This is a genomic window from Nocardiopsis baichengensis YIM 90130, assembly GCF_000341205.1.
GTDB lineage: Bacteria > Actinomycetota > Actinomycetes > Streptosporangiales > Streptosporangiaceae > Nocardiopsis_A > Nocardiopsis_A halophila.
On sequence record NZ_ANAS01000022.1, the window covers coordinates 1 to 17,486 of the forward strand.

The 17,486-nt window shown below is 73.4% G+C and carries 21 protein-coding genes; 4 read left to right on the plus strand and 17 right to left on the minus strand.

Features of this window, described 5'->3' with window-relative positions; all coding sequences use genetic code 11:
- Positions 1-610: 610 nt before the first annotated feature.
- Positions 611-1,327, plus strand: a complete 717-nt coding sequence (locus C892_RS0118080) for an aspartate/glutamate racemase family protein (protein WP_017558331.1) — start codon at positions 611-613, stop codon at positions 1,325-1,327.
- Positions 1,328-1,362: 35 nt separating this feature from the next.
- Here C892_RS0118080 and rdgB read toward each other — a convergent pair whose 3' ends face one another.
- Positions 1,363-1,986 (minus strand): RdgB/HAM1 family non-canonical purine NTP pyrophosphatase, encoded by a 624-nt coding sequence (gene rdgB, locus C892_RS0118085; protein ID WP_017558332.1) that lies wholly within the window; start codon positions 1,984-1,986, stop codon positions 1,363-1,365.
- Positions 1,983-2,660 (minus strand): ribonuclease PH, encoded by a 678-nt coding sequence (rph, locus tag C892_RS0118090; protein WP_017538295.1) that lies wholly within the window; start codon positions 2,658-2,660, stop codon positions 1,983-1,985. The genes rdgB and rph overlap by 4 nt, the downstream gene beginning before the upstream one ends.
- Positions 2,661-2,763: 103 nt before the next feature.
- Between rph and C892_RS0118095 the strand changes: the two genes are divergently transcribed.
- Complete coding sequence (locus C892_RS0118095) at positions 2,764-3,423, plus strand: hypothetical protein (protein WP_017558333.1); 660 nt, start codon at positions 2,764-2,766, stop codon at positions 3,421-3,423.
- A 48-nt stretch (positions 3,424-3,471) separates the two neighbouring features.
- On the opposite strand, the gene C892_RS0118100 is transcribed toward C892_RS0118095, so the two are convergent.
- The 7 genes from C892_RS0118100 to clpS form a co-directional block, all read right to left on the minus strand.
- Entirely contained in the window at positions 3,472-4,251 is a 780-nt protein-coding gene (locus C892_RS0118100; RefSeq protein ID WP_017558334.1) for an MBL fold metallo-hydrolase, read from the minus strand.
- Positions 4,252-4,466: 215 nt separating this feature from the next.
- Complete coding sequence (locus C892_RS0118105) at positions 4,467-5,273, minus strand: thioesterase family protein (protein WP_026124469.1); 807 nt, start codon at positions 5,271-5,273, stop codon at positions 4,467-4,469.
- Positions 5,274-5,323: 50 nt separating this feature from the next.
- Positions 5,324-6,271: a PLP-dependent cysteine synthase family protein gene (locus tag C892_RS0118110; RefSeq protein WP_017538299.1), complete on the minus strand. Its 948-nt coding sequence runs from the start codon at positions 6,269-6,271 to the stop codon at positions 5,324-5,326.
- Between the two features lie 5 nt (positions 6,272-6,276).
- On the minus strand, positions 6,277-6,555 hold the full coding sequence (locus C892_RS0118115) for a MoaD/ThiS family protein (protein WP_017538300.1): 279 nt from the start codon (positions 6,553-6,555) through the stop codon (positions 6,277-6,279).
- Positions 6,556-6,608: 53 nt separating this feature from the next.
- The gene (locus C892_RS0118120; protein WP_017538301.1) at positions 6,609-7,049 is read right to left on the minus strand and encodes a M67 family metallopeptidase; all 441 of its coding nucleotides are present in this window, start codon (positions 7,047-7,049) and stop codon (positions 6,609-6,611) included.
- 79 nt (positions 7,050-7,128) lie between these two features.
- Positions 7,129-7,677: a DUF2017 domain-containing protein gene (locus tag C892_RS0118125; RefSeq protein WP_017558336.1), complete on the minus strand. Its 549-nt coding sequence runs from the start codon at positions 7,675-7,677 to the stop codon at positions 7,129-7,131.
- A 9-nt stretch (positions 7,678-7,686) separates the two neighbouring features.
- Positions 7,687-7,983 carry an ATP-dependent Clp protease adapter ClpS gene (gene clpS, locus C892_RS0118130; protein ID WP_017538303.1) on the minus strand — a complete coding sequence of 99 codons (297 nt, stop codon included), beginning with the start codon at positions 7,981-7,983 and terminating at the stop codon, positions 7,687-7,689.
- Positions 7,984-8,099: 116 nt separating this feature from the next.
- Here clpS and C892_RS0118135 point away from each other — a divergent pair, with 116 nt between their 5' ends.
- Together C892_RS0118135 and C892_RS0118140 are read left to right on the plus strand one after the other, a co-directional pair.
- A complete protein-coding gene (locus tag C892_RS0118135; RefSeq protein WP_017558337.1) occupies positions 8,100-9,410 on the plus strand; it encodes a nicotinate phosphoribosyltransferase in 1,311 nt (436 codons plus the stop codon).
- Entirely contained in the window at positions 9,410-10,021 is a 612-nt protein-coding gene (locus C892_RS0118140) for an isochorismatase family protein (protein WP_161631989.1), read from the plus strand. Before C892_RS0118135 ends, C892_RS0118140 begins: the two co-directional genes overlap by 1 nt.
- A 7-nt stretch (positions 10,022-10,028) precedes the next feature.
- Here C892_RS0118140 and C892_RS0118145 read toward each other — a convergent pair whose 3' ends face one another.
- The 8 genes from C892_RS0118145 to C892_RS0118180 form a co-directional block, all read right to left on the minus strand.
- Entirely contained in the window at positions 10,029-11,039 is a 1,011-nt protein-coding gene (locus C892_RS0118145) for a tryptophan--tRNA ligase (protein ID WP_017538306.1), read from the minus strand.
- Between the two features lie 10 nt (positions 11,040-11,049).
- On the minus strand, positions 11,050-11,991 hold the full coding sequence (locus C892_RS0118150; protein WP_017558339.1) for a zinc metalloprotease: 942 nt from the start codon (positions 11,989-11,991) through the stop codon (positions 11,050-11,052).
- Positions 11,992-12,094: 103 nt separating this feature from the next.
- Positions 12,095-13,825 carry a DEAD/DEAH box helicase gene (locus C892_RS0118155; protein WP_017558340.1) on the minus strand — a complete coding sequence of 577 codons (1,731 nt, stop codon included), beginning with the start codon at positions 13,823-13,825 and terminating at the stop codon, positions 12,095-12,097.
- 51 nt (positions 13,826-13,876) lie between these two features.
- Positions 13,877-14,053 (minus strand): hypothetical protein, encoded by a 177-nt coding sequence (locus C892_RS31855; protein WP_017538309.1) that lies wholly within the window; start codon positions 14,051-14,053, stop codon positions 13,877-13,879.
- Positions 14,054-14,057: 4 nt separating this feature from the next.
- Complete coding sequence (locus C892_RS0118165; protein WP_026124470.1) at positions 14,058-14,858, minus strand: class E sortase; 801 nt, start codon at positions 14,856-14,858, stop codon at positions 14,058-14,060.
- Between the two features lie 124 nt (positions 14,859-14,982).
- The gene (locus C892_RS0118170; RefSeq protein ID WP_017538311.1) at positions 14,983-15,225 is read right to left on the minus strand and encodes a DUF3039 domain-containing protein; all 243 of its coding nucleotides are present in this window, start codon (positions 15,223-15,225) and stop codon (positions 14,983-14,985) included.
- 54 nt (positions 15,226-15,279) lie between these two features.
- On the minus strand, positions 15,280-15,864 hold the full coding sequence (locus C892_RS0118175) for a YqgE/AlgH family protein (RefSeq protein WP_017538312.1): 585 nt from the start codon (positions 15,862-15,864) through the stop codon (positions 15,280-15,282).
- Between the two features lie 91 nt (positions 15,865-15,955).
- Positions 15,956-17,365 carry an NAD-dependent malic enzyme gene (locus C892_RS0118180; protein ID WP_017538313.1) on the minus strand — a complete coding sequence of 470 codons (1,410 nt, stop codon included), beginning with the start codon at positions 17,363-17,365 and terminating at the stop codon, positions 15,956-15,958.
- Between the last annotated feature and the right edge of the window lie 121 nt (positions 17,366-17,486).

Below are 17,486 nucleotides of genomic sequence, written 5' to 3' on the forward strand. Positions count from 1 at the left end.
TGAGTTCTCAAGAAGCAACCGCTCATCCCGTACAAGCCCCGGACCGTCCACCGGTCCGACCGCTTTTCCGCTAGAGGCGGCTTTCCGCTTTGTTGTGCTCCCACTTTATCAGGGCCGCTCATTTCCGCCAAATCGGCGGGTTTCGCATTTCCCTGGGACTCTCCGCTTCTCCCGCGGACCGTTCCCCCGTCCGCGCACACGGCGCCGACATCGGATCGGATTCGGAAGACGCCCGCTCAGCGGGCAGAGTGTCCTCGGTGAGATGCGGCCCCGATCGCCCACCCGCTCTCGCGGGTGTTCGGACCTCGGTGGGCCGCTCGTCCTCCAGGATACACATCCGAGGCGGTGCCTCGAACGCCTTTCCAGAGGACGTGTCGCCTGAGCCTCCGGGAGTCTCCAGGTGCCTCTTGCGAAGCTGCCCCGAAACCCTTCGGCGCGGCGACCCGCACAACGTTACCGGACCCCCGGGGCCTTCCCGTCCAAGACGCGCCGTGCGCCGCATCACAGCCTCCGCCCCCCGCGGGTTACGCTCGCGGAACGGGCGTCCCCGTCGCCGTCCCCTTTCCCGACACGGCTTCCCGCTGCTCACGACACCGTTCAGGAGGCACCGATGAAGCATCTCGGCATCCTCGCCCACAGCGCCGAAGGCGCGTCCCTCTGTTTCCGGGAGTTCTGCCACGGCGCCGACGGCCGGGCCGACATGCATCCGGACGTCTCCCTGGACTGCATCGCGTTCGGCCGCACCATGCCCGCCTGGAACAGCGGCGACCACGCCGCGGTGAAGGAGGTCCTGGCGGTGAGCGTCGAGCGGCTCGCCGCCGCCGGGGCGGACTTCTTCGTCTGCCCGGACAACACCGCCCACTTAGCCCTGGAGTCCCCCGGGCCGGCGCTCCCCCTGCCCGGCCTGCACATCGCCGACGCCGTCGCCGACCGCGCCGCCCGGCAGGGCCACCGCAAGGTGGGCGTCCTCGGGACCGCGTTCACGATGGAAGGACCCGTCTACCCGCGCGCGCTCAAGGCCAAGGGGATCGACGCCGGCATCCCGGACTCGGACGACCGGGCGTTCGTACACGAGGCCGTCTTCAGTGAACTCGTCCACGGCGTCTTCAAGGACTCCACCCGCACCGCTTTCGGGGAGATCGTCGCGCGCCTGGCCAGGGACGGCTGTGATGCGGTCGCCCTCGTGTGCACCGAGATCCCGATCCTCCTGCCGCCGGAGGCGTCCCCGCTGCCGGTGCTGGACTCCACCCGCCTGCTGGCCCGCGCCGCACGGGAGGTGGCGGACGAAGGCCGCCCCATGCCGGTGTGGCGGGGCGGCCCTGTCTGAAGCGTCTTCCGGTCGTCTCTCCGGAGGGCCGTCGCTCAGGAGATCCTGCGGATCTCCTCGGCCAAGGCGCGGAAGGCCTTGCCCCGGTGGCTGATGGCGTTCTTCTCCTCGGCCGCCATCTCCGCGGTGGTGCGGTCCCCGCCCTCGGGGACGAACACGGGGTCGTAACCGAACCCGTTGGCGCCCCGCGGCTCGCGGATGATGCTCCCGCGCATGACGCCCTCGACCGCGGTCTCCTCTCCCCCGGGCACGACGAGCGCGGCGGCGGCGACGAACTCGGCCCCGCGGCGCTCGTCCGGGGTGTCGGCGAGCTGGTCGAGCACCAGGTGCAGGTTGGCCAGGTCCTTGTCTCCGGAGGCGTCGCCGAACCGGCCGGACCAGCGCGCCGAGAGCACGCCCGGCATGCCGCCCAGGGCGTCCACGCGCAGCCCGGAGTCGTCGGCGACCGCCGGCAGCCCGGTGGAGGCGGCCACCGCCCGCGCCTTGAGCAGGGCGTTGCCGGTGAACGTCGGCTCGGTCTCGGCGACCTCGGGGGCCCCGGGGTGCTCGTCGAGCCCGACGACGTCGGCGTCCACCCCGGCCTCGGCCAGGACCGCCGCCATCTCGGGGACCTTCTTGGAATTCCTGGTGGCCAGCACCAGTCGGAGCCGGCCGCTCATCCGGCCAGGGCCTTCTTCTGCAGCTCGGTCAGCTCGGCGCAGCCCCCCACCGCCAGGTCCAGCAGGCCGTCGAGCTCGGCGCGGTCGAACGGCGCCCCCTCGGCGGTGCCCTGCACCTCGACGAAGCTGCCGTCGCCGGTGACGACGACGTTCATGTCGGTCTGGGCGACCGAGTCCTCCAGGTAGTTCAGGTCCAGGCGGGGCTGGCCCTGGATCATGCCGACGCTGACCGCGGCCACCGAGCCGGACAGCGGGTTGTTCTTGAGGTTGCGCCGCTTGCGCAGGTGCTTGACGGCGTCGGCCAGGGCGACGTAGGCGCCGGTGATGGCCGCGGTGCGGGTGCCCCCGTCGGCCTGGAGCACGTCGCAGTCGAGGGTGATGGTGTTCTCGCCCATGGCCTTGAAGTCGACGACCGCGCGCAGCGACCGGCCGACCAGGCGGGAGATCTCGTGGGTGCGGCCGCCGATCTTGCCCTTGACCGACTCGCGGGCGCCGCGGGTGTCGGTGGAGCGGGGCAGCATCGCGTACTCGGCGGTCACCCAGCCTTCGCCGGTGCCGCGGCGCCAGCGCGGCACCCCCTCCTCGACGGTGGCGGCGCACAGGACGCGGGTGTCACCGAACTCGATGAGCGCGGAGCCCTCCGCGTGGCGGAGCCAGTTGCGGGTGATGTTCACGGGGCGGAGTTGGTTCGGAGCGCGTCCGTCGGGTCGAGCCATGTTCCGAAGACTATCCTCTGGCCCGGGTCCGGTCGCGCGGATCTCTGGCACCATTGGGGCCATGATCGAGCTTCCCAGGGCACTGGCCGCCGGGGCGCTGGCGCTCGCCGCTTCCGGCTGCGCGGCCGGGGAGGCGGACCCCCCGCCGGGGCCGGCCTCCGACTCGCCGGCGCGGTCCGCGGACGCGGCCCCGGCCTGGGAGGCGTTCGGCGGGGAGCCGGTGGCGCCGGAGGGCACCGCGGACGAGGCCGGGCCCCCGGCCGGGGCCGAGCCGGTGGAGGTGCCCGGCACCTGCGAGGAGGCCGGGCTGCCGGAGGACACCGAGGCGTTCGCCGAGCTGGCCCCCGAGGACGCCCAGTTCACCCAGGTGCGCGGGGAGAGCGCCCTGGAGTGCTCGTGGGCGGGGTTCGACCGCGGCGACGGCAGCGCGGTGGTGCTCGTGTCGCTGTCCCCGGAGGGCAGCCGGGTCGAGCACGCCGGCGAGGTGCCCGCGGCCGTGCAGGAGGCCGCCGCGGAGGGCTCGCAGGCCTACTTCACCACCGAGCGGCTGACCGCGCTGGGCGGGTTCGCCGAGTGGCGGCCGGGCGAGCGGTTCTCCCGGGTCCGCCTGCACCTGCCGGGCCTGCTGGTGACCGTGCAGGCGAACAGCGACACCTTGGAGCGGGACGGGGGCGCGGCCGTGGAGGCCGCGGCCGCCACCGCGGAGGGCCTGCTGGACTAGGGCGCGGCCGCGGGCCGGAGACGGCCCGCAGAACACCCCGTCCTCAGGTCATCCGACCGCGTCCAGCGCTCCGGCCTCCACGCCGATCCGGTAGACGGCGCCGGGCCGGGCCAGCTCCACGGGCCCCTCGTAGGCGCTGCGCGCCTCGCGGAGGGTGAGCTCGTCGTCGTTCCAGGGCACCAGGTGGGTCAGCACGAGGCGGTGGGCCCCCGACCGGTCGGCGTGCGCACCGGCCTCGGCCCCGGTCAGGTGCACCCCGTGCGGGTTGTCGTGGTGGTCGTGGAACGAGGCCTCGCACAGGAACAGGTCGGTGTCCAGGGCCAGGCCGGTGAGCTCCTCGCAGGTGGCGGTGTCACCGCTGTAGGTCAGGGTGGACCCGGCGTGCTCCAGGCGGATCCCGTAGGCGTCGACGGGGTGGTTGACGCGGGCGACGGTCGCGGAGAACGGCCCGATGTTCAGCTCCCCGGGGGCGAGTTCGACGAAGTCGAAGGTCTCGCGCATGCCGGGTTCGGGGTCCAGCCCGTAGGCCTCGGCCATCCGGTCGGCGACGCCGGGCGGGCCGAAGACGGGGATGCGGGGCTTGCGCCCGCCGTGCGGGTAGGTGCGCGCGACCCAGTAGGAGCAGAGGTCGAAGCAGTGGTCGGCGTGCAGGTGGCTGAGGTAGACGGCGTCGATGCCGTAGATGTCGGTGTACTTCTGGAGCGCTCCGAGGGCGCCGTTGCCGAGGTCGAGGAGCAGGCGGTATCCGTCCGCCTCCACGAGGTAGCACGAGGCGGGGCTGGCCGGGCCGGGGAAGCTCCCCGAGGATCCGATGATGGTGAGTCGCACGTCGCTTTTGCCTTTTCGGGTGGAATGCCTCCGCGGAGACCAGCGCGGCGGCGCCGAGCCGGGCGTCTCCATGTTCTCCGTGTTACGGGTCTACCCCAATGACCGCTGCGGTGGTACCGAATGTGGCCCGCGTCTCACGCGGCCTGGATCACATGTGACCTGTTCCCAGAGCCGAACACTCCACGTTTTTCCTGCTCAAAGCCGATAAACGGGGGTCAGCGCCCGTTTCGGGCGAGTTGCCGCCCCTGCGCCACGAGCCGCCCCTTCACATCCCACAACTCCACGCTCTCGTCGAACCAGCCCCCGGCGGCGAGCCGGCTGCGGGCACGGAAGGCCAGGGGGCCCGGTTCGGGGGCGGCGCGCATGTGCCAGGTGAGCTCCACGGTGGGGGCCCACCTCCAGGAGTCGAGCACGGTGACCACCGGCGGGGTGGCGTCCACCGCCACGGGCAGGAAGTCGGCCGGGTCGGCGGGCGCGCCCTCGGCCGGGGCGGGCGCCAGGTGGCCGCTGAGCTCGGGGACCGGGTCCTCGACCTTGCCGGTCAGGGCCTTCCAGGAGTCCTCGGTGTAGTACTGCTCCAGCCGGCCGATGAACCCTTCCTCGCCGGTGACGCTGCGCCGGGGGTCGAACCGGCGGCACCGCTCGGGCGGGGCAACGGCCGGGGCGGGCCCGGCGTAGTCGGGTTCGGCGCCGGGGTCCAGGCGCGCGGCGGCGATGGTGCCGGTGACCAGGTCGCGCCCGCCCTGGCGCAGGGTGGTGCGCAGCGAGGTGACGGTGCGCCCGGTCTTGAGCGCCTCGGTGACCACCTCGGCCGGCCCCGGGGAGGCGGGGTGCAGGAAGTGGTAGGAGGAGGCGACCGGGTGCGGGTGGCCGGGCGCCCGCTGCAGGGCGGCGCGCTGCATGACGGCCATCAGGTAGCCGCCGTTGAGCGCGGTGCCGATGAGGAAGCCGGGGTCGAGGTCGGCGCGGTGGCGCCCGTCGTCGCCGGCGGCGACCCGGGTGGCGCGGTCCAAGCGTGACATGCGCCCCATTGAACCGAACGATGTTCGGAACGCGCCACCCGGGTGCGGGCTCAGGCCCAGAGCTGGCCCTCCAGCCGCTCCTCGGCCTCGGCCAGGGTGCCCTCGTAGGCGCCGGTGGACAGGTACTTCCACCCGCCGTCGGCGATGACCAGGGCGATGTCGGCCCGCTCGCCGGCCTTGGCCGCCTTGTCGGCCATGGCCAGCGCGGCGTGCAGGGCCCCGCCGGTGGAGATCCCGGCGAAGACGCCCTCGCGCTCAAGCAGCTGCCGGGTGCGGCGCAGGGCCGCGTCGGAGGGCACCGAGAAGCGGGTGGTGAGCACCTCGGCGTCGTAGAGCTCGGGGACGAACCCCTCGTCCAGGTTGCGCAGCCCGTAGACGAGCTCGCCGTAGCGCGGCTCGGCGGCGACGATCTTCACGTCGGGCCGGTGCTCGCGCAGGTAGCGCCCCACCCCCATGAGGGTGCCGGTGGTGCCCAGCCCCGCCACGAAGTGCGTGATCTCCGGCAGGTCCGCGAGCAGCTCGGGGCCGGTGGTCTCGTAGTGCGCGCGGGCGTTGGCGGGGTTGCCGTACTGGTAGAGCATGACCCAGTCGGGGTGGTCGGCGGCCATCCGCTTGGCCACCCGCACCGCCTCGTTGGATCCCCCCTCGGCCGGAGAGGAGTGCACCTCGGCGCCCCACATCCGCAGCAGCTGGCGCCGCTCGGCCGAGGTGTTCTCCGGCATCACGCAGACCATGCGGTAGCCGCGCAGGCGGGCGACCATGGCCAGGGAGATGCCGGTGTTGCCCGAGGTGGGCTCGAGGATGGTGCAGCCGGGCGTGAGCAGCCCGTCCTTCTCGGCCTGCTCGACCATGAAGAGGGCCGCCCGGTCCTTGACGGAGCCGGTGGGGTTGCGGTCCTCCAGCTTGGCCCACAGCCGCACGTCGGGGGCGGGTGAGAGGGCGGGCAGGCCGACCAGCGGCGTGCCGCCCAGGGAGTCCAGGAGCGAGTCGTGGCGCATGGCGGCTAGCGCATGCCGCCGGCGACCGCCGGAAGCACGGTGACGGTGTCGCCGTCGGCGACCTGCGCCTCGATCCCGCCGAGGAAGCGCACGTCCTCGTCGTTGAGGTAGATGTTGACGAACCGCCGCAGCTTGCCGTCCTGGACGAGCTTGTCGCCCAGCCCGGGGTGGCGGCGGTCCAGGTCGTCGATGAGCTCGGCGAGGGTGGCTCCGCTGCCCTCGACGGCCTTGGCGCCGTCGGTCAGGTTGCGCATGATCGTGGGGATGCGGACCTCGGTGGCCATGGTGTCTCCGTTCTCTGGTGTGGTCCCGGTCGTCGTCACCGGCGTCAACGGCGCTAGGCCCCGGCGGATTCCCCGCCCCCGGCCCGCCCTTCGACGATCTCCACGGGCTCCTCGGCGACCTCGCCGCCGGTGATCCGGAAGGAGCGGAACTCGGCGGTGTGCGGGTCGCGGGTGGAGACCAGCACGTAGTGCGCGCCGGGCTCGGAGGCGTAGGAGACGTCGGTCCGGGAGGGGTAGGCCTCGGTCGCGGTGTGCGAGTGGTAGATGACCACGGGCTCCTCGTCGCGGTCGTCCATCTCCCGCCAGACCTTCAGCTGCTCTTTGGAGTCGAAGCGGTAGAAGGTGGGCGAGCGCTCCGCGTTGGCCATCTCGACCATGCGCTCGGGCCGGTCGGACCCGAGGGGGCCGGCCACGATGCCGCACGCCTCGTCGGGGTGGTCGCGGCGGGCGTGCGCGACGATCCTGTCGCGGATCTCCCGGTTGATCCTCAGCATGGCCCTCAGCGTAGCCGAGAAATTATCCCTACCCACTCACTGGGTATGACTTTTTCGGCGGGCCGTGCCGCCCGCCGCCTCAGTGGCCCCCCATCAGGGCCTGGACCAGGGTCTCCTGCAGCCTGCCGAGCCACTCGTAGACGCCGAGCGCGGCCCGGTCGGAGGCGGCCTCGGCGCGCACCCGGGTGGCGCCGCCGTCCTCCTCCACGCCCAGCCGGGTGCCCAGCGCCAGCCGGACGTCGTTGAGCGCCTTGAGCCAGGCGTGCGCGTCGCCGGTGTCCAGCACCAGCTCGCCGCCGCCGGGGCCCAGGCCCTCCAGCCCCGCCATCACCGCCTCGGCGTTCTCCCGCTTGTGCCGGCGCAGGTCGCCCTCGGTGTAGCGGCGGAAGTCCCCGGCGGCCTCGCGGTCGCCGGTGTAGGCGTCCGGCAGCAGCCGGGCCAGCACCGGGTCCTCGGGCGTGCGGGAGGCGCCCCCGATGCCCACCAGGGCCTCCAGCGGGTCGCCCCCGTCCTCGGGGGGATCCACCAGCTCCAGCACGAGCGCGGCCATCGAGCGCAGCACCGCGGCCTCGTCGCGGTCCAGGCGGATGCGCACGCCGCCGCGCACGGCACGGAATCCGTCGGTCATCCGGCCACCCTATTCGTCGTGCTGCAGTGTCGCCCACAGGCCGTACTCGTGCAGCACCGACACGTCCCGCTCCATCTCCTCGCGGGAGCCGCTGGAGACGACGGCGCGCCCCTTGTGGTGCACGTCCAGCATCAGCTTGTGCGCCTTGGCCCTGGGGTAGCCGAAGACGGTCTGGAAGACGTAGGTGACATAGGACATGAGGTTCACCGGGTCGTTCCAGACGATCGTCACCCACGGCGTGTCGGGTCGCACGTCCTCGTCGGCCTCCGGCCGTTCCTGCTCGACCGGTGCCGGGGCGGTCCCCATGGGTCGCTCACCTCTCACGCTCTACCGGCGGTACCGGCTCCATTGTCCCACTGCGCGGCCCCACCGCACGGCACCGCTATTTTGGTACCGAGAGACACAAACTAGTCTGGATGCCCATGACCGACCACGCGAGCAGCGCCCTGCTCACCGACCGGTACGAGCTGACCATGCTGCAGGGGGCCCTGCGCAGCGGCGCGGCGCACCGGCGGGCCGTCTTCGAGATGTTCGCCCGCCGGCTGCCCGAGGCGCGCCGCTACGGCGTGGTCGCCGGCACCGGCCGGTTCCTGGAGGCGCTGCGCGACTTCCGCTTCGGCACCGCCGAGCTGGACTACCTCTCCGACGCCGGGGTGGTGGACGAGGCCACCCTGCAGTGGCTGGCCGACTACCGCTTCACCGGCGACGTGTGGGGCTACGGCGAGGGCGAGTGCTACTTCCCCGGCTCCCCCATCATGGTCGTCGAGGGCACCTTCGCCGAGGCGGTGCTGCTGGAGACCCTGGCGCTGTCGGTGTTCAACCACGACACCGCGATCGCCTCGGCGGCCTCCCGGATGGCCGTGGCCGCCCAGGGGCGGCCGATGATCGAGATGGGGTCGCGGCGCACCCACGAGGGCGCCGCCGTGGCCTCGGCCCGGGCCGCCTACATCTCGGGCTTCGCCAGCACCTCCAACCTGGAGGCGGGCCGCCGCTGGGGCGTCCCGACCGCCGGGACCAGCGCGCACGCCTTCACCCTGCTGCACGACAGCGAGCGGCACGCCTTCCAGGCGCAGCTGGACGCGCTGGGCCCGGGCACCACCCTGCTGGTGGACACCTACGACGTCGCCCGCGGCGTGGGCACCGCGGTGGAGCTGGCCGGGACCGGCCTGGGCGGGGTGCGGGTGGACTCGGGCGACCTGGCCGCCGAGGCGGCGCGGGTCCGCCGCCAGCTGGACGGGCTGGGCGCCTCCGACGCCCGGATCGTGGTCACCGGGGACCTGGACGAGTACGCCATCCAGGCGCTGGCGATCGCGCCGGTGGACGGCTACGGGGTGGGCACCGCGCTGGTGACCGGCTCCGGGGCGCCCACCGCCTCGCTGGTGTACAAGCTGGTGGCCCGGGCCCGCGGGACCGGGGACGGGGTGCCGCTGGAGCCGGTCGCCAAGCGGTCGGTCGGCAAGCCGAGCAAGGGCGGGCGCAAATGGGCCTCGCGCGCGGTCGGCGACGACGGCACCGCCACCGCCGAGATGGTGCACGACCACGACCCCGAGCCGCGCCCCGGGCTGCGGCCGCTGCTGCGCCGGCTGGTCGAGGGCGGCGAGGTCGTGGGCGCCGAGCCGCTGGAGGCGGCCCGCGAGCGGCACGCCCGGTCGCTGGCCGAGCTGCCGGCCGCGGCGCGCCGGATGTCGCGCGGGGAGCCCGCGCTGCCCACCGAGTTCCTGGGGAGGCCGTGATGAGCGCACCGGACGCACAGAGCACAGAGAGAACACAGCGGGCACTGATCGTCGTGGACGTGCAGAACGACTTCTGCGAGGGCGGCAGCATGGGGGTGGCCGGCGGCGCCGCCGTGGCCGGGGAGGTCTCGGCCCACATCGCCGCGCACCGGGACTCCTACGCCCACGTGGTGGCCACCCGCGACCACCACGTGGACCCGGGCGGCCACTTCTCCGCCGAGCCGGACTTCGTGGACAGCTGGCCGCCGCACTGCGTGGTGGGCACCGAGGGCGCCGAGTTCCACCGGGCCTTCGACACCGCGCCGGTGGAGGAGGTGTTCAGCAAGGGCGCCTACACCGCCGCCTACAGCGGCTTCGAGGGCGCGGCCGAGGACGGCCGGCCCCTGGAGGAGTGGCTGCGCGCGCACGGGGTCACGGAGGTGGACGTCGTGGGCATCGCCACCGACCACTGCGTGCGGGCCACGGCGGCCGACGCGGCCGCGGCCGGGTTCTCCACCCGGGTGCTGCTGAACCTGACGGCGGGGGTGTCCCGCGCGACCACCGACGCCGCCCTGCGGGAGCTGTCCGCCGGGGGCGTCGTCCTGCAGGGCGAGCCGGTGGTCGCCGCCTGAGGGCGCCTCAGTCGATGCCGATGGCGGCGCGGACCTTGGCCAGGGTGGCCCGGGCGCGCCGCCGCGCGCGCTCGGCCCCGGCGGCCAGGATCGCGTCGAGGTCGCTGTCGGGCTCCATCAGCGCGTCGTAGCGCTCGCGCATGGGGCCGAAGGTGGTGTTGAGGACCTCGAACAGCTCGTTCTTGAGCTCGCCCCAGCCCATGCCGCCCTCTTCCAGGCGCTTGCGGACGGCCGCGGTTCGCTCGGCGTCGGCGAAGTGCTCCAGCAGCTGGAACACGGCCGAGGTGTCGGGGTCCTTGGGGTCCTCCACCGGGGTGGAGTCGGTGGGGATGCGCCGCACCAGCTTCTTGAGCCTGTTCTCCGGCAGGAACAGCGGGATGTGGTTGTCGTAGGACTTGCTCATCTTCCGGCCGTCGATACCGGGGAGCAGGCTGGACTCCCCCTCGGGGTAGGCGCCCTCCGGGATCGGGAAGGCGTACCCGGCGCCGTAGAGGTGGTTGAAGGAGCCGGCGATGTCGGCGGTGTACTCGATGTGCTGGCGCTGGTCCCGGCCGACCGGGACCACGTCGGCCTCCATCACCAGGATGTCGGCGGCCATCAGGACGGGGTAGTTGAACAGGCCCATGTTGACGCCGGCGTCCAGGTCCTCGGCGCCGGACTCGGCGTTGCGGTCCCGGGCGGCCTTGTAGGCGTGGGCGCGGTTCATCAGGCCCTTGGCGGTCACCGCGCCGAGCACGGTGGTCAGCTCGAAGACCTCGGGCACGTCGGACTGCCGGTAGAGCACGGTGCGCTCGGGGTCCAGACCGCAGGCGAGCCACGTGGCGGCGACCGACCGGACGTCGTGGCGGAGCCTCTCGGGGTCCCGGACCGAGTTGAGCGCGTGGTAGTCGGCGAGGAAGTACATGCTGTCGTGCTCGCGCGCCGCGTCCAGGGCGGGCTTGATGGCCCCGATGTAGTTGCCGAGGTGCGGCATCCCCGACGTCTGGATGCCGGTCAGGTAGGTCTTGGTCGCTGCCATGGCCCCGAGTCTAGGACACCCCCTGAGCGCCGTGCCCGGCGCGGAAGGCGTACCAGTGGGCGGCCATCCGCTCGGCCTGGCCGTCGGTGAACTCGCTCATGCAGGCGTCGTCGCTGTAGTTCATGAAGTTGCGCACGGGGTCGGAGCCGGGACGGGCGGGGCAGGTGTCGCGGCCGACCGGGCAGCCGGAGGCCTGCTCGCGCTCGTAGGGGGTGTCTCCGACGTAGTCCCCGGGCCAGGAGCAGCCGTTCTGGAAGGTGTGGAAGAGCCCGAGCCAGTGCCCGGCCTCGTGGGTGGCGGTGTGGCCGCGGTCGAAGTGCTCGCGGGCGCCGCCGGGGACGGTGCGGTGGTCCACGACGACGCCGTCGCCGCCGGGGTCCTCGGAGTAGTCCTGGGGGAAGGTCGAGCGGCCGAGCACCCCGCGCCCCAGGTCGGCGGTGAAGAGGTTGAGCGTCTCGGGCCCGCCCCGGCGCATCTCGGCCCGCTCCCGGGCGCCCTGCCCGGCGATGGTGGAGAACAGCCGGTCGTCGACGGTGCGGACGGTCTCCTCCAGCTCGAAGTCGAAGCCGGTGTCGGCGCCGCCGTAGCCGCCCCCGAAGGCCCGGTCCAGCACCCGGACCTGCTCGCGGACGGTGTCGGCGGACAGGTCCCCGGTCCCGTCGGAGGCGCTGACCACGTGCACCACCACGGGCACGGTGCGGCGCTCCCGGTGGGCCGACTGCGGCACCCGGGCCTCGCGGAGCTCACGCTCGTACTCGGCGGCCTGCTCGGGGGTGACGTGGCCGTCGCGGCCGCCGTCCCCCCCGCCGGTGCGGCACTCCTCGGCGGCCTCCGGTGCGTCCTGGCCAGCGCTCCCCTGCCCTGTGCTCCCCTGCCCGGCGGCGCCCAGCAGGGCGGCCAGGGCCGCGGCGCAGACCGCCAGCCCGGCACCGGTGCGGCCGATCCTCTTCACACATTGCCCCATGGCGCGGAACGTATCCGTTCGACCACTTTGGGTGGTTGTGGCGCGCGGGCCCGGTTCGCCGCCCTTGCCGGGTGTTTACCGGCCGATGGGCTCAGGTGCCCCCGGTGGCCCAGGTGCGGATCTTGGCGATGCGCTGCTCGATCTGCTCGGGCGAGGCCTGGGCGATGGGCGGCCCGCCGCAGGCGCGGCGCAGCTCGTTGTGGATCATCCCGTGCGGCCGGCCGGTGCGGTGGTGCCAGGCGCCCACCAGCCCGTTGAGCTCCTTGCGCAGCGCGGCCACCCGCTCGTGCTCGGGGGCGCCGTCCGACTGCTCCTGCTCCTGCCGGGGCGGCCTGCGCTCGCCGGCCCGCTGGTCGGCCTTGCGCTTGCGCAGCAGCTGGGCCACCTGCTCGGGCTCCAGCAGCCCGGGCAGCCCCAGGAAGTCCTCCTCCTCGGGCGAGTCGGGGGTGCCGCCGCCGAACTCCGAGCCGTCGTAGAGCACCCGGTCGAACTCGGCGGAGGCCTCCATCGTCTCGAAGGGCAGCTCCTCCCCCGCGTCGGGGGTGTCCCGCTTCTTGCGGGCCTCGTCCAGCTCCCGCCCCTCGGGGTCGAACTCCTCGCCCTCCTTCAGCGGCCGGTCCAGGGCGTGGTCGCGCTCGCGCTCCATCTCCCCGGCCAGCTCCAGCAGGGTGGGCACCGAGGGCAGGAAGACCGAGGCCACCTCTCCGCGCCGCCGGGACCGCACGAAGCGCCCCACCGCCTGGGCGAAGAACAGCGCGGTGCTGGTGGAGGTGGCGTAGACCCCCACCATCAGCCGCGGCACGTCCACGCCCTCGGAGACCATGCGCACCGCGACCATCCAGCGCTCGTCGGACTCGGCGAAGCGGGAGATCTTCTTGCTCGCGGTGGGGTCGTCGGAGAGCACGACCGTGGCGCCCTGGCCGGTGATCTTGCGCAGGATGCGCGCGTAGGCGCGGGCGTTCTCGTGGTCGGTGGCGATGACCAGGCCCCCGGCGTCGGGGCTGGAGTGGCGCACCTCGGTCAGCCGCCGGTCGGCGGCGGCCAGGACCTTCTTGATCCAGTCGCCCTTGGGGTCCAGCGCGGCCTTCCAGGCCTGGGACAGGGCGTCCTGGGTGAGCGGCTCGCCCAGGCGGGCGGCGAGCTCGTCGCCGGCCCGGGTGCGCCAGCGCATCTCCCCGGAGTAGGCCATGAACAGCACCGGCCGCACGACGCCGTCGGTCAGGGCCGGGGTGTAGCCGTAGTTGTAGTCCCAGGAGCAGCGGCGGATCCCCTGGCCGTCCTGGACGTAGTCCACGAACGGGATGGGGTTGACGTCGGACCGGAAGGGGGTGCCGGTCAGCGCCAGGCGCCGGGCGGCCGGGTCGAAGGCCTCGCGCACCGCCTCGCCCCAGGACAGGGCGTCGCCGGCGTGGTGCACCTCGTCGAAGACGACCAGCGTGCGGCGCGCCTCGGTGCGGTTGCGGTGCAGCATCGGGTGCGCCGCCACCTGGGCGTAGGTCACCGCCGCCCCGGTGTACTGCCGGCCCAGCGCCCCCTGGCCGTTCTTGAAGTCGGGGTCGATGGCGATCCCGAACCGCGCGGCGGCCTCGGCCCACTGCTTCTTCAGGTGCTCGGTCGGGCACACGATGGTCACCGAGCGCACCGCGTGCCGCGCCAGCAGCTCCGCGGCGAGCGTCAGCGCGAAGGTCGTCTTGCCCGCGCCCGGCGTGGCCACCGCCAGGAAGTCCCTGGGGTCTCTGCGGAAGTACTCCTCGAACGCCTCCCGCTGCCATTGGCGCAGCCCGGCGAGGCGCTCCCCCGTGCTCGTCTGCAGAACCGTCATTCGGCCGTTCCCCTGTTGCTCACCCGGACGAGGGTATCCGAGGCGGGGAGGTCAGCCGCCTGCCCCCGCGCCGGTGTCGACGGCACCGTCGTTGAACGGCATGTAGGGGTCGGCCCAGGGGAAGACGACGTACCAGAGCAGCCAGGCGGCTCCGGCCAGCAGCGCGAGCGCCAGGACGAGCTTGACCGGGACCGGGCCCGGGAGCAGCCGCCAGATCAGTCCGTACACCGGGTCACTCCCCCTCTTCGGCGTCGTCCGGCGCCATGTGCTCGATGGACTCGGGCATGCCCTCGTCCTTGGGCCGGGTGTCGGTCAGCTCGGCGTGCACGATCAGCCGGTGGGTGTTGTTGAGCTTGGGCGCGCAGGTGGTCAGGGTGAGCAGCGCGCGCTGGGGGTCGTCGTTGTTCTCCGGGTCGAAGGGGTCGGGGTCGACCACGTCGACCTGGTCGGGTGTGACGACCTCCTCCTCGATGACCTCGTAGGTGTAGAAGTTCTCCGCGTCCTCCAGGACCAGCGGGTCACCGTCGGAGAGCTGGTCGAGGTCCCAGAAGATGCCCGAGGTGCGGTGCCCGGCCACGGCGTAGTTGCCCAGCTCGCCGGCGGAGGCGGCGTCGCCCCCCGCGACGTCGTCGTCGGTGTAGCGGCCGGGGCTGTAGCGGATGTCCTCGGGCTGGACCCCGTTGACCACGACCCACTCCAGGTCCAGTCCGGGGATGTACAGCCGGCTGTCGGCCGAGCCGGGCAGCGGCTCGGAGTCGGGGCCCTTGGGCTCCTCCCAGGCCTGCTGCAGGTCGTTGTCGAGCCCCTGCTGCTCCCGGTCGGTCTCCATCTGCTTGCCGTAGATCTGGTACACGGCGAAGAAGAGCATGACGACCCCGGCGGTGAACAGCAGCTCGCCGAAGCCGCGCAGGATCCCCCGGGCGACATCGCCCGCGCTCACCCCGCGGCGCCTGCGGCGGCGTCCGCGCCCGCCCGAGCCGTGCGCCCCGGACCTCCGGCGGGCCCCCCGCTCACGCTCGCTCGTGGAAACCATGCGACCTACCTGACCTACCCGTCGTCACCGTCCCTAGGGAGCGTATCCTGCCCCACCCGCCCCCGGGGGCGCAGATCCCCTCAGCGGCGGGCGGTCCGGGCGGCGGCGGCCGGATGCGGCCAGGTCAGGAGGTCATCTCCTCGTAGATCTCCTTGCACTCGGGGCAGACCGGGAACCTCTTGGGGTCGCGGTTGGGGACCCAGACCTTGCCGCACAGGGCGATCACCGGTGCGCCGGTCACCGCGCTCTCGGTGATCTTCTCCTTCTGCACATAGTGCGCGAAGCGCTCGCGGTCCCCGTCGTCGTGCGAGATGTCGGGCCGGGTCTCGCTCTCGGGGACGACCTTGTTCAGCACATCCGTGGCCATGGTTGCCTCACACCTCCTGCGTCTGACGTCCACCGTATCGCCGCGCGGGGGGTGTCAGTTCATTCCGGGGTCGTCGGGCAGCGTCGCGACCAGCGCCAGGTCGCCGCCCTGGCGGCGCAGCACCCGGGGCCACAGCGTGGCCGGGTCGGCCGAGAACACGTCCTCGGCCAGGGCGGGCAGCACGTACCAGGCGCCCTCGTCGATCTCGCCGGCCAGCTGGCCCCGGTCCCACCCGGCGTAGCCGGCGAAGACCCGCAGGCGGCCCAGGGCGCCGCCGAGGATCTGCGGGGGCGCGTCCAGGTCGACCACGCCCAGCCCCTCGGGGACCGGCGGCCCCTCGCCGGGGGCCTCGAGCCGGCGCCAGCCGGGCGGCTCCTCGGCCCCGCCGGGCACCCCCAGGGCCAGCCCGGCGCCCTCGCCGACCGGGCCGCCGGCGAACATCACCGGCGGGTCGGTGGCGAAGGCGCCCCAGTCGTGCAGCACCTCGGCCACCGGCAGCCGGGAGGGCCGGTTGACGACGACGCCGAGCGTGCCCTCGGCGTCGTCGTCGACGACCAGGACGACCGTGCGGCGGAAGTGGGGGTCCTCCAGCGCGGGCGCGGCCACCAGCAGCCGCCCGGTCAGGTGGTCAGGGTCCATACCCGACTGTCTACCCGGTGCCCGGCGCGCCCGCACGGGTCCGCCCCGCCCGGTCCGCCCGGTCCGCCCGGTCCTGGGCTCAGTCCCGGGCTCAGTCCTCGGCCCGGCCGTGGCCGGAGCGCACCGCCACCTCGCGCACCGCGGCGGCCACGTCCTTGGACAGGTCGGTGTGGAAGACGCTGGGGATGATGTAGTGCGGGCCCAGCTCGTCGTCGGTGACGGCGTCGGCGATGGCGTCGGCCGCGGCGACCATCATGTCGGAGTCGACGTGGTGGCTCTGGGCGTCCAGCAGGCCGCGGAAGAAGCCGGGGAAGACGAGCACGTTGTTGATCTGGTTGGGGTAGTCGCTGCGGCCGGTGGCCACCACCGCGGCGTGCAGCCGGGCCACGTCCGGGTCGACCTCGGGGTCGGGGTTGGCCAGCGCGAAGATGATCGCGTCCTCGTTCATCTCGGCGACGTCCGCGCCGCCGAGCACGTTGGGCGCCGAGACCCCGATGAACACGTCGGCACCGGACACGGCGCCCTTGAGGTCGCCCTCGTACCCCTCGGGGTTGGTGTTGGCGGCGATCCACCCCAGGTTGGCGTCGAGGTCGTCGCGGCCCTGGTGGATCGCGCCGTGCACGTCGCAGACCACCACATGCTTGGCGCCGGCGTGCATGAGCAGCTTGAGGATGGCGGTGCCGGCGGCACCGGCGCCCGACATCGCCACCCGCACCTCGGCCAGGTCCTTGCCGACCACCCGCAGCGCGTTCTTCAGCGCCGCCAGCACCACGATGGCGGTGCCGTGCTGGTCGTCGTGGAAGACCGGGATGTCGAGCAGCTCGCGCAGGCGCGCCTCGACCTCGAAGCAGCGGGGCGCGGAGATGTCCTCCAGGTTGACGCCGCCGAAGCCGGGGGAGATGACCTGGACGGTGCGCACGATCTCGTCCACGTCCTGGGTGCCCAGGGCGATGGGCCAGGCGTCGATGTCGGCGAAGCGTTTGAACAGCGCCGCCTTGCCCTCCATCACCGGCATCGAGGCCTCGGGGCCGATGTTGCCCAGGCCGAGCACGGCCGAGCCGTCGGTGACCACGGCGACGCTGTTGCGCTTGACGGTCAGCCGGCGGGCGTCGGCGGGGTTGGCCGCGATGGCCTGGGAGACCCGGGCGACGCCGGGGGTGTAGGCCATGGACAGCTCGTCGCGGTTGCGCAGCGGCACCTTCGACTTCATCTCGATCTTGCCGCCGAGGTGCATCAGGAAGGTGCGGTCGCTGACCTTGTGGACGACGACGCCCTCCACCGCGCCGAGGGCGTCCACGATGGACTGGGCGTGGTCGGTGTCGCGGGCCGCGCACGTGACGTCGATGCGGATCCGCTCGTGGCCGGCCTGGGCCACGTCCAGCGCCGTGATGACGCCTCCCACATGCTCGACCGCGCTGGTCAGGCCGCCGACCGCACTGCCGTGCCCGTCGACCTCCAGGCGGACGGTTATGGAATAGGAGACGCTGGGAAGGGTGGCCACGTACAACTCCTCTGTGTCACAAGTGGTCTGCGCCACGGCCCGCCGGGGCTCATCCGGCGCGCCGGCGGCACCGCCGGGCGGCCTGGCTGGGTGGACCACCCGGTGGCTCCCGGTGCCCGGG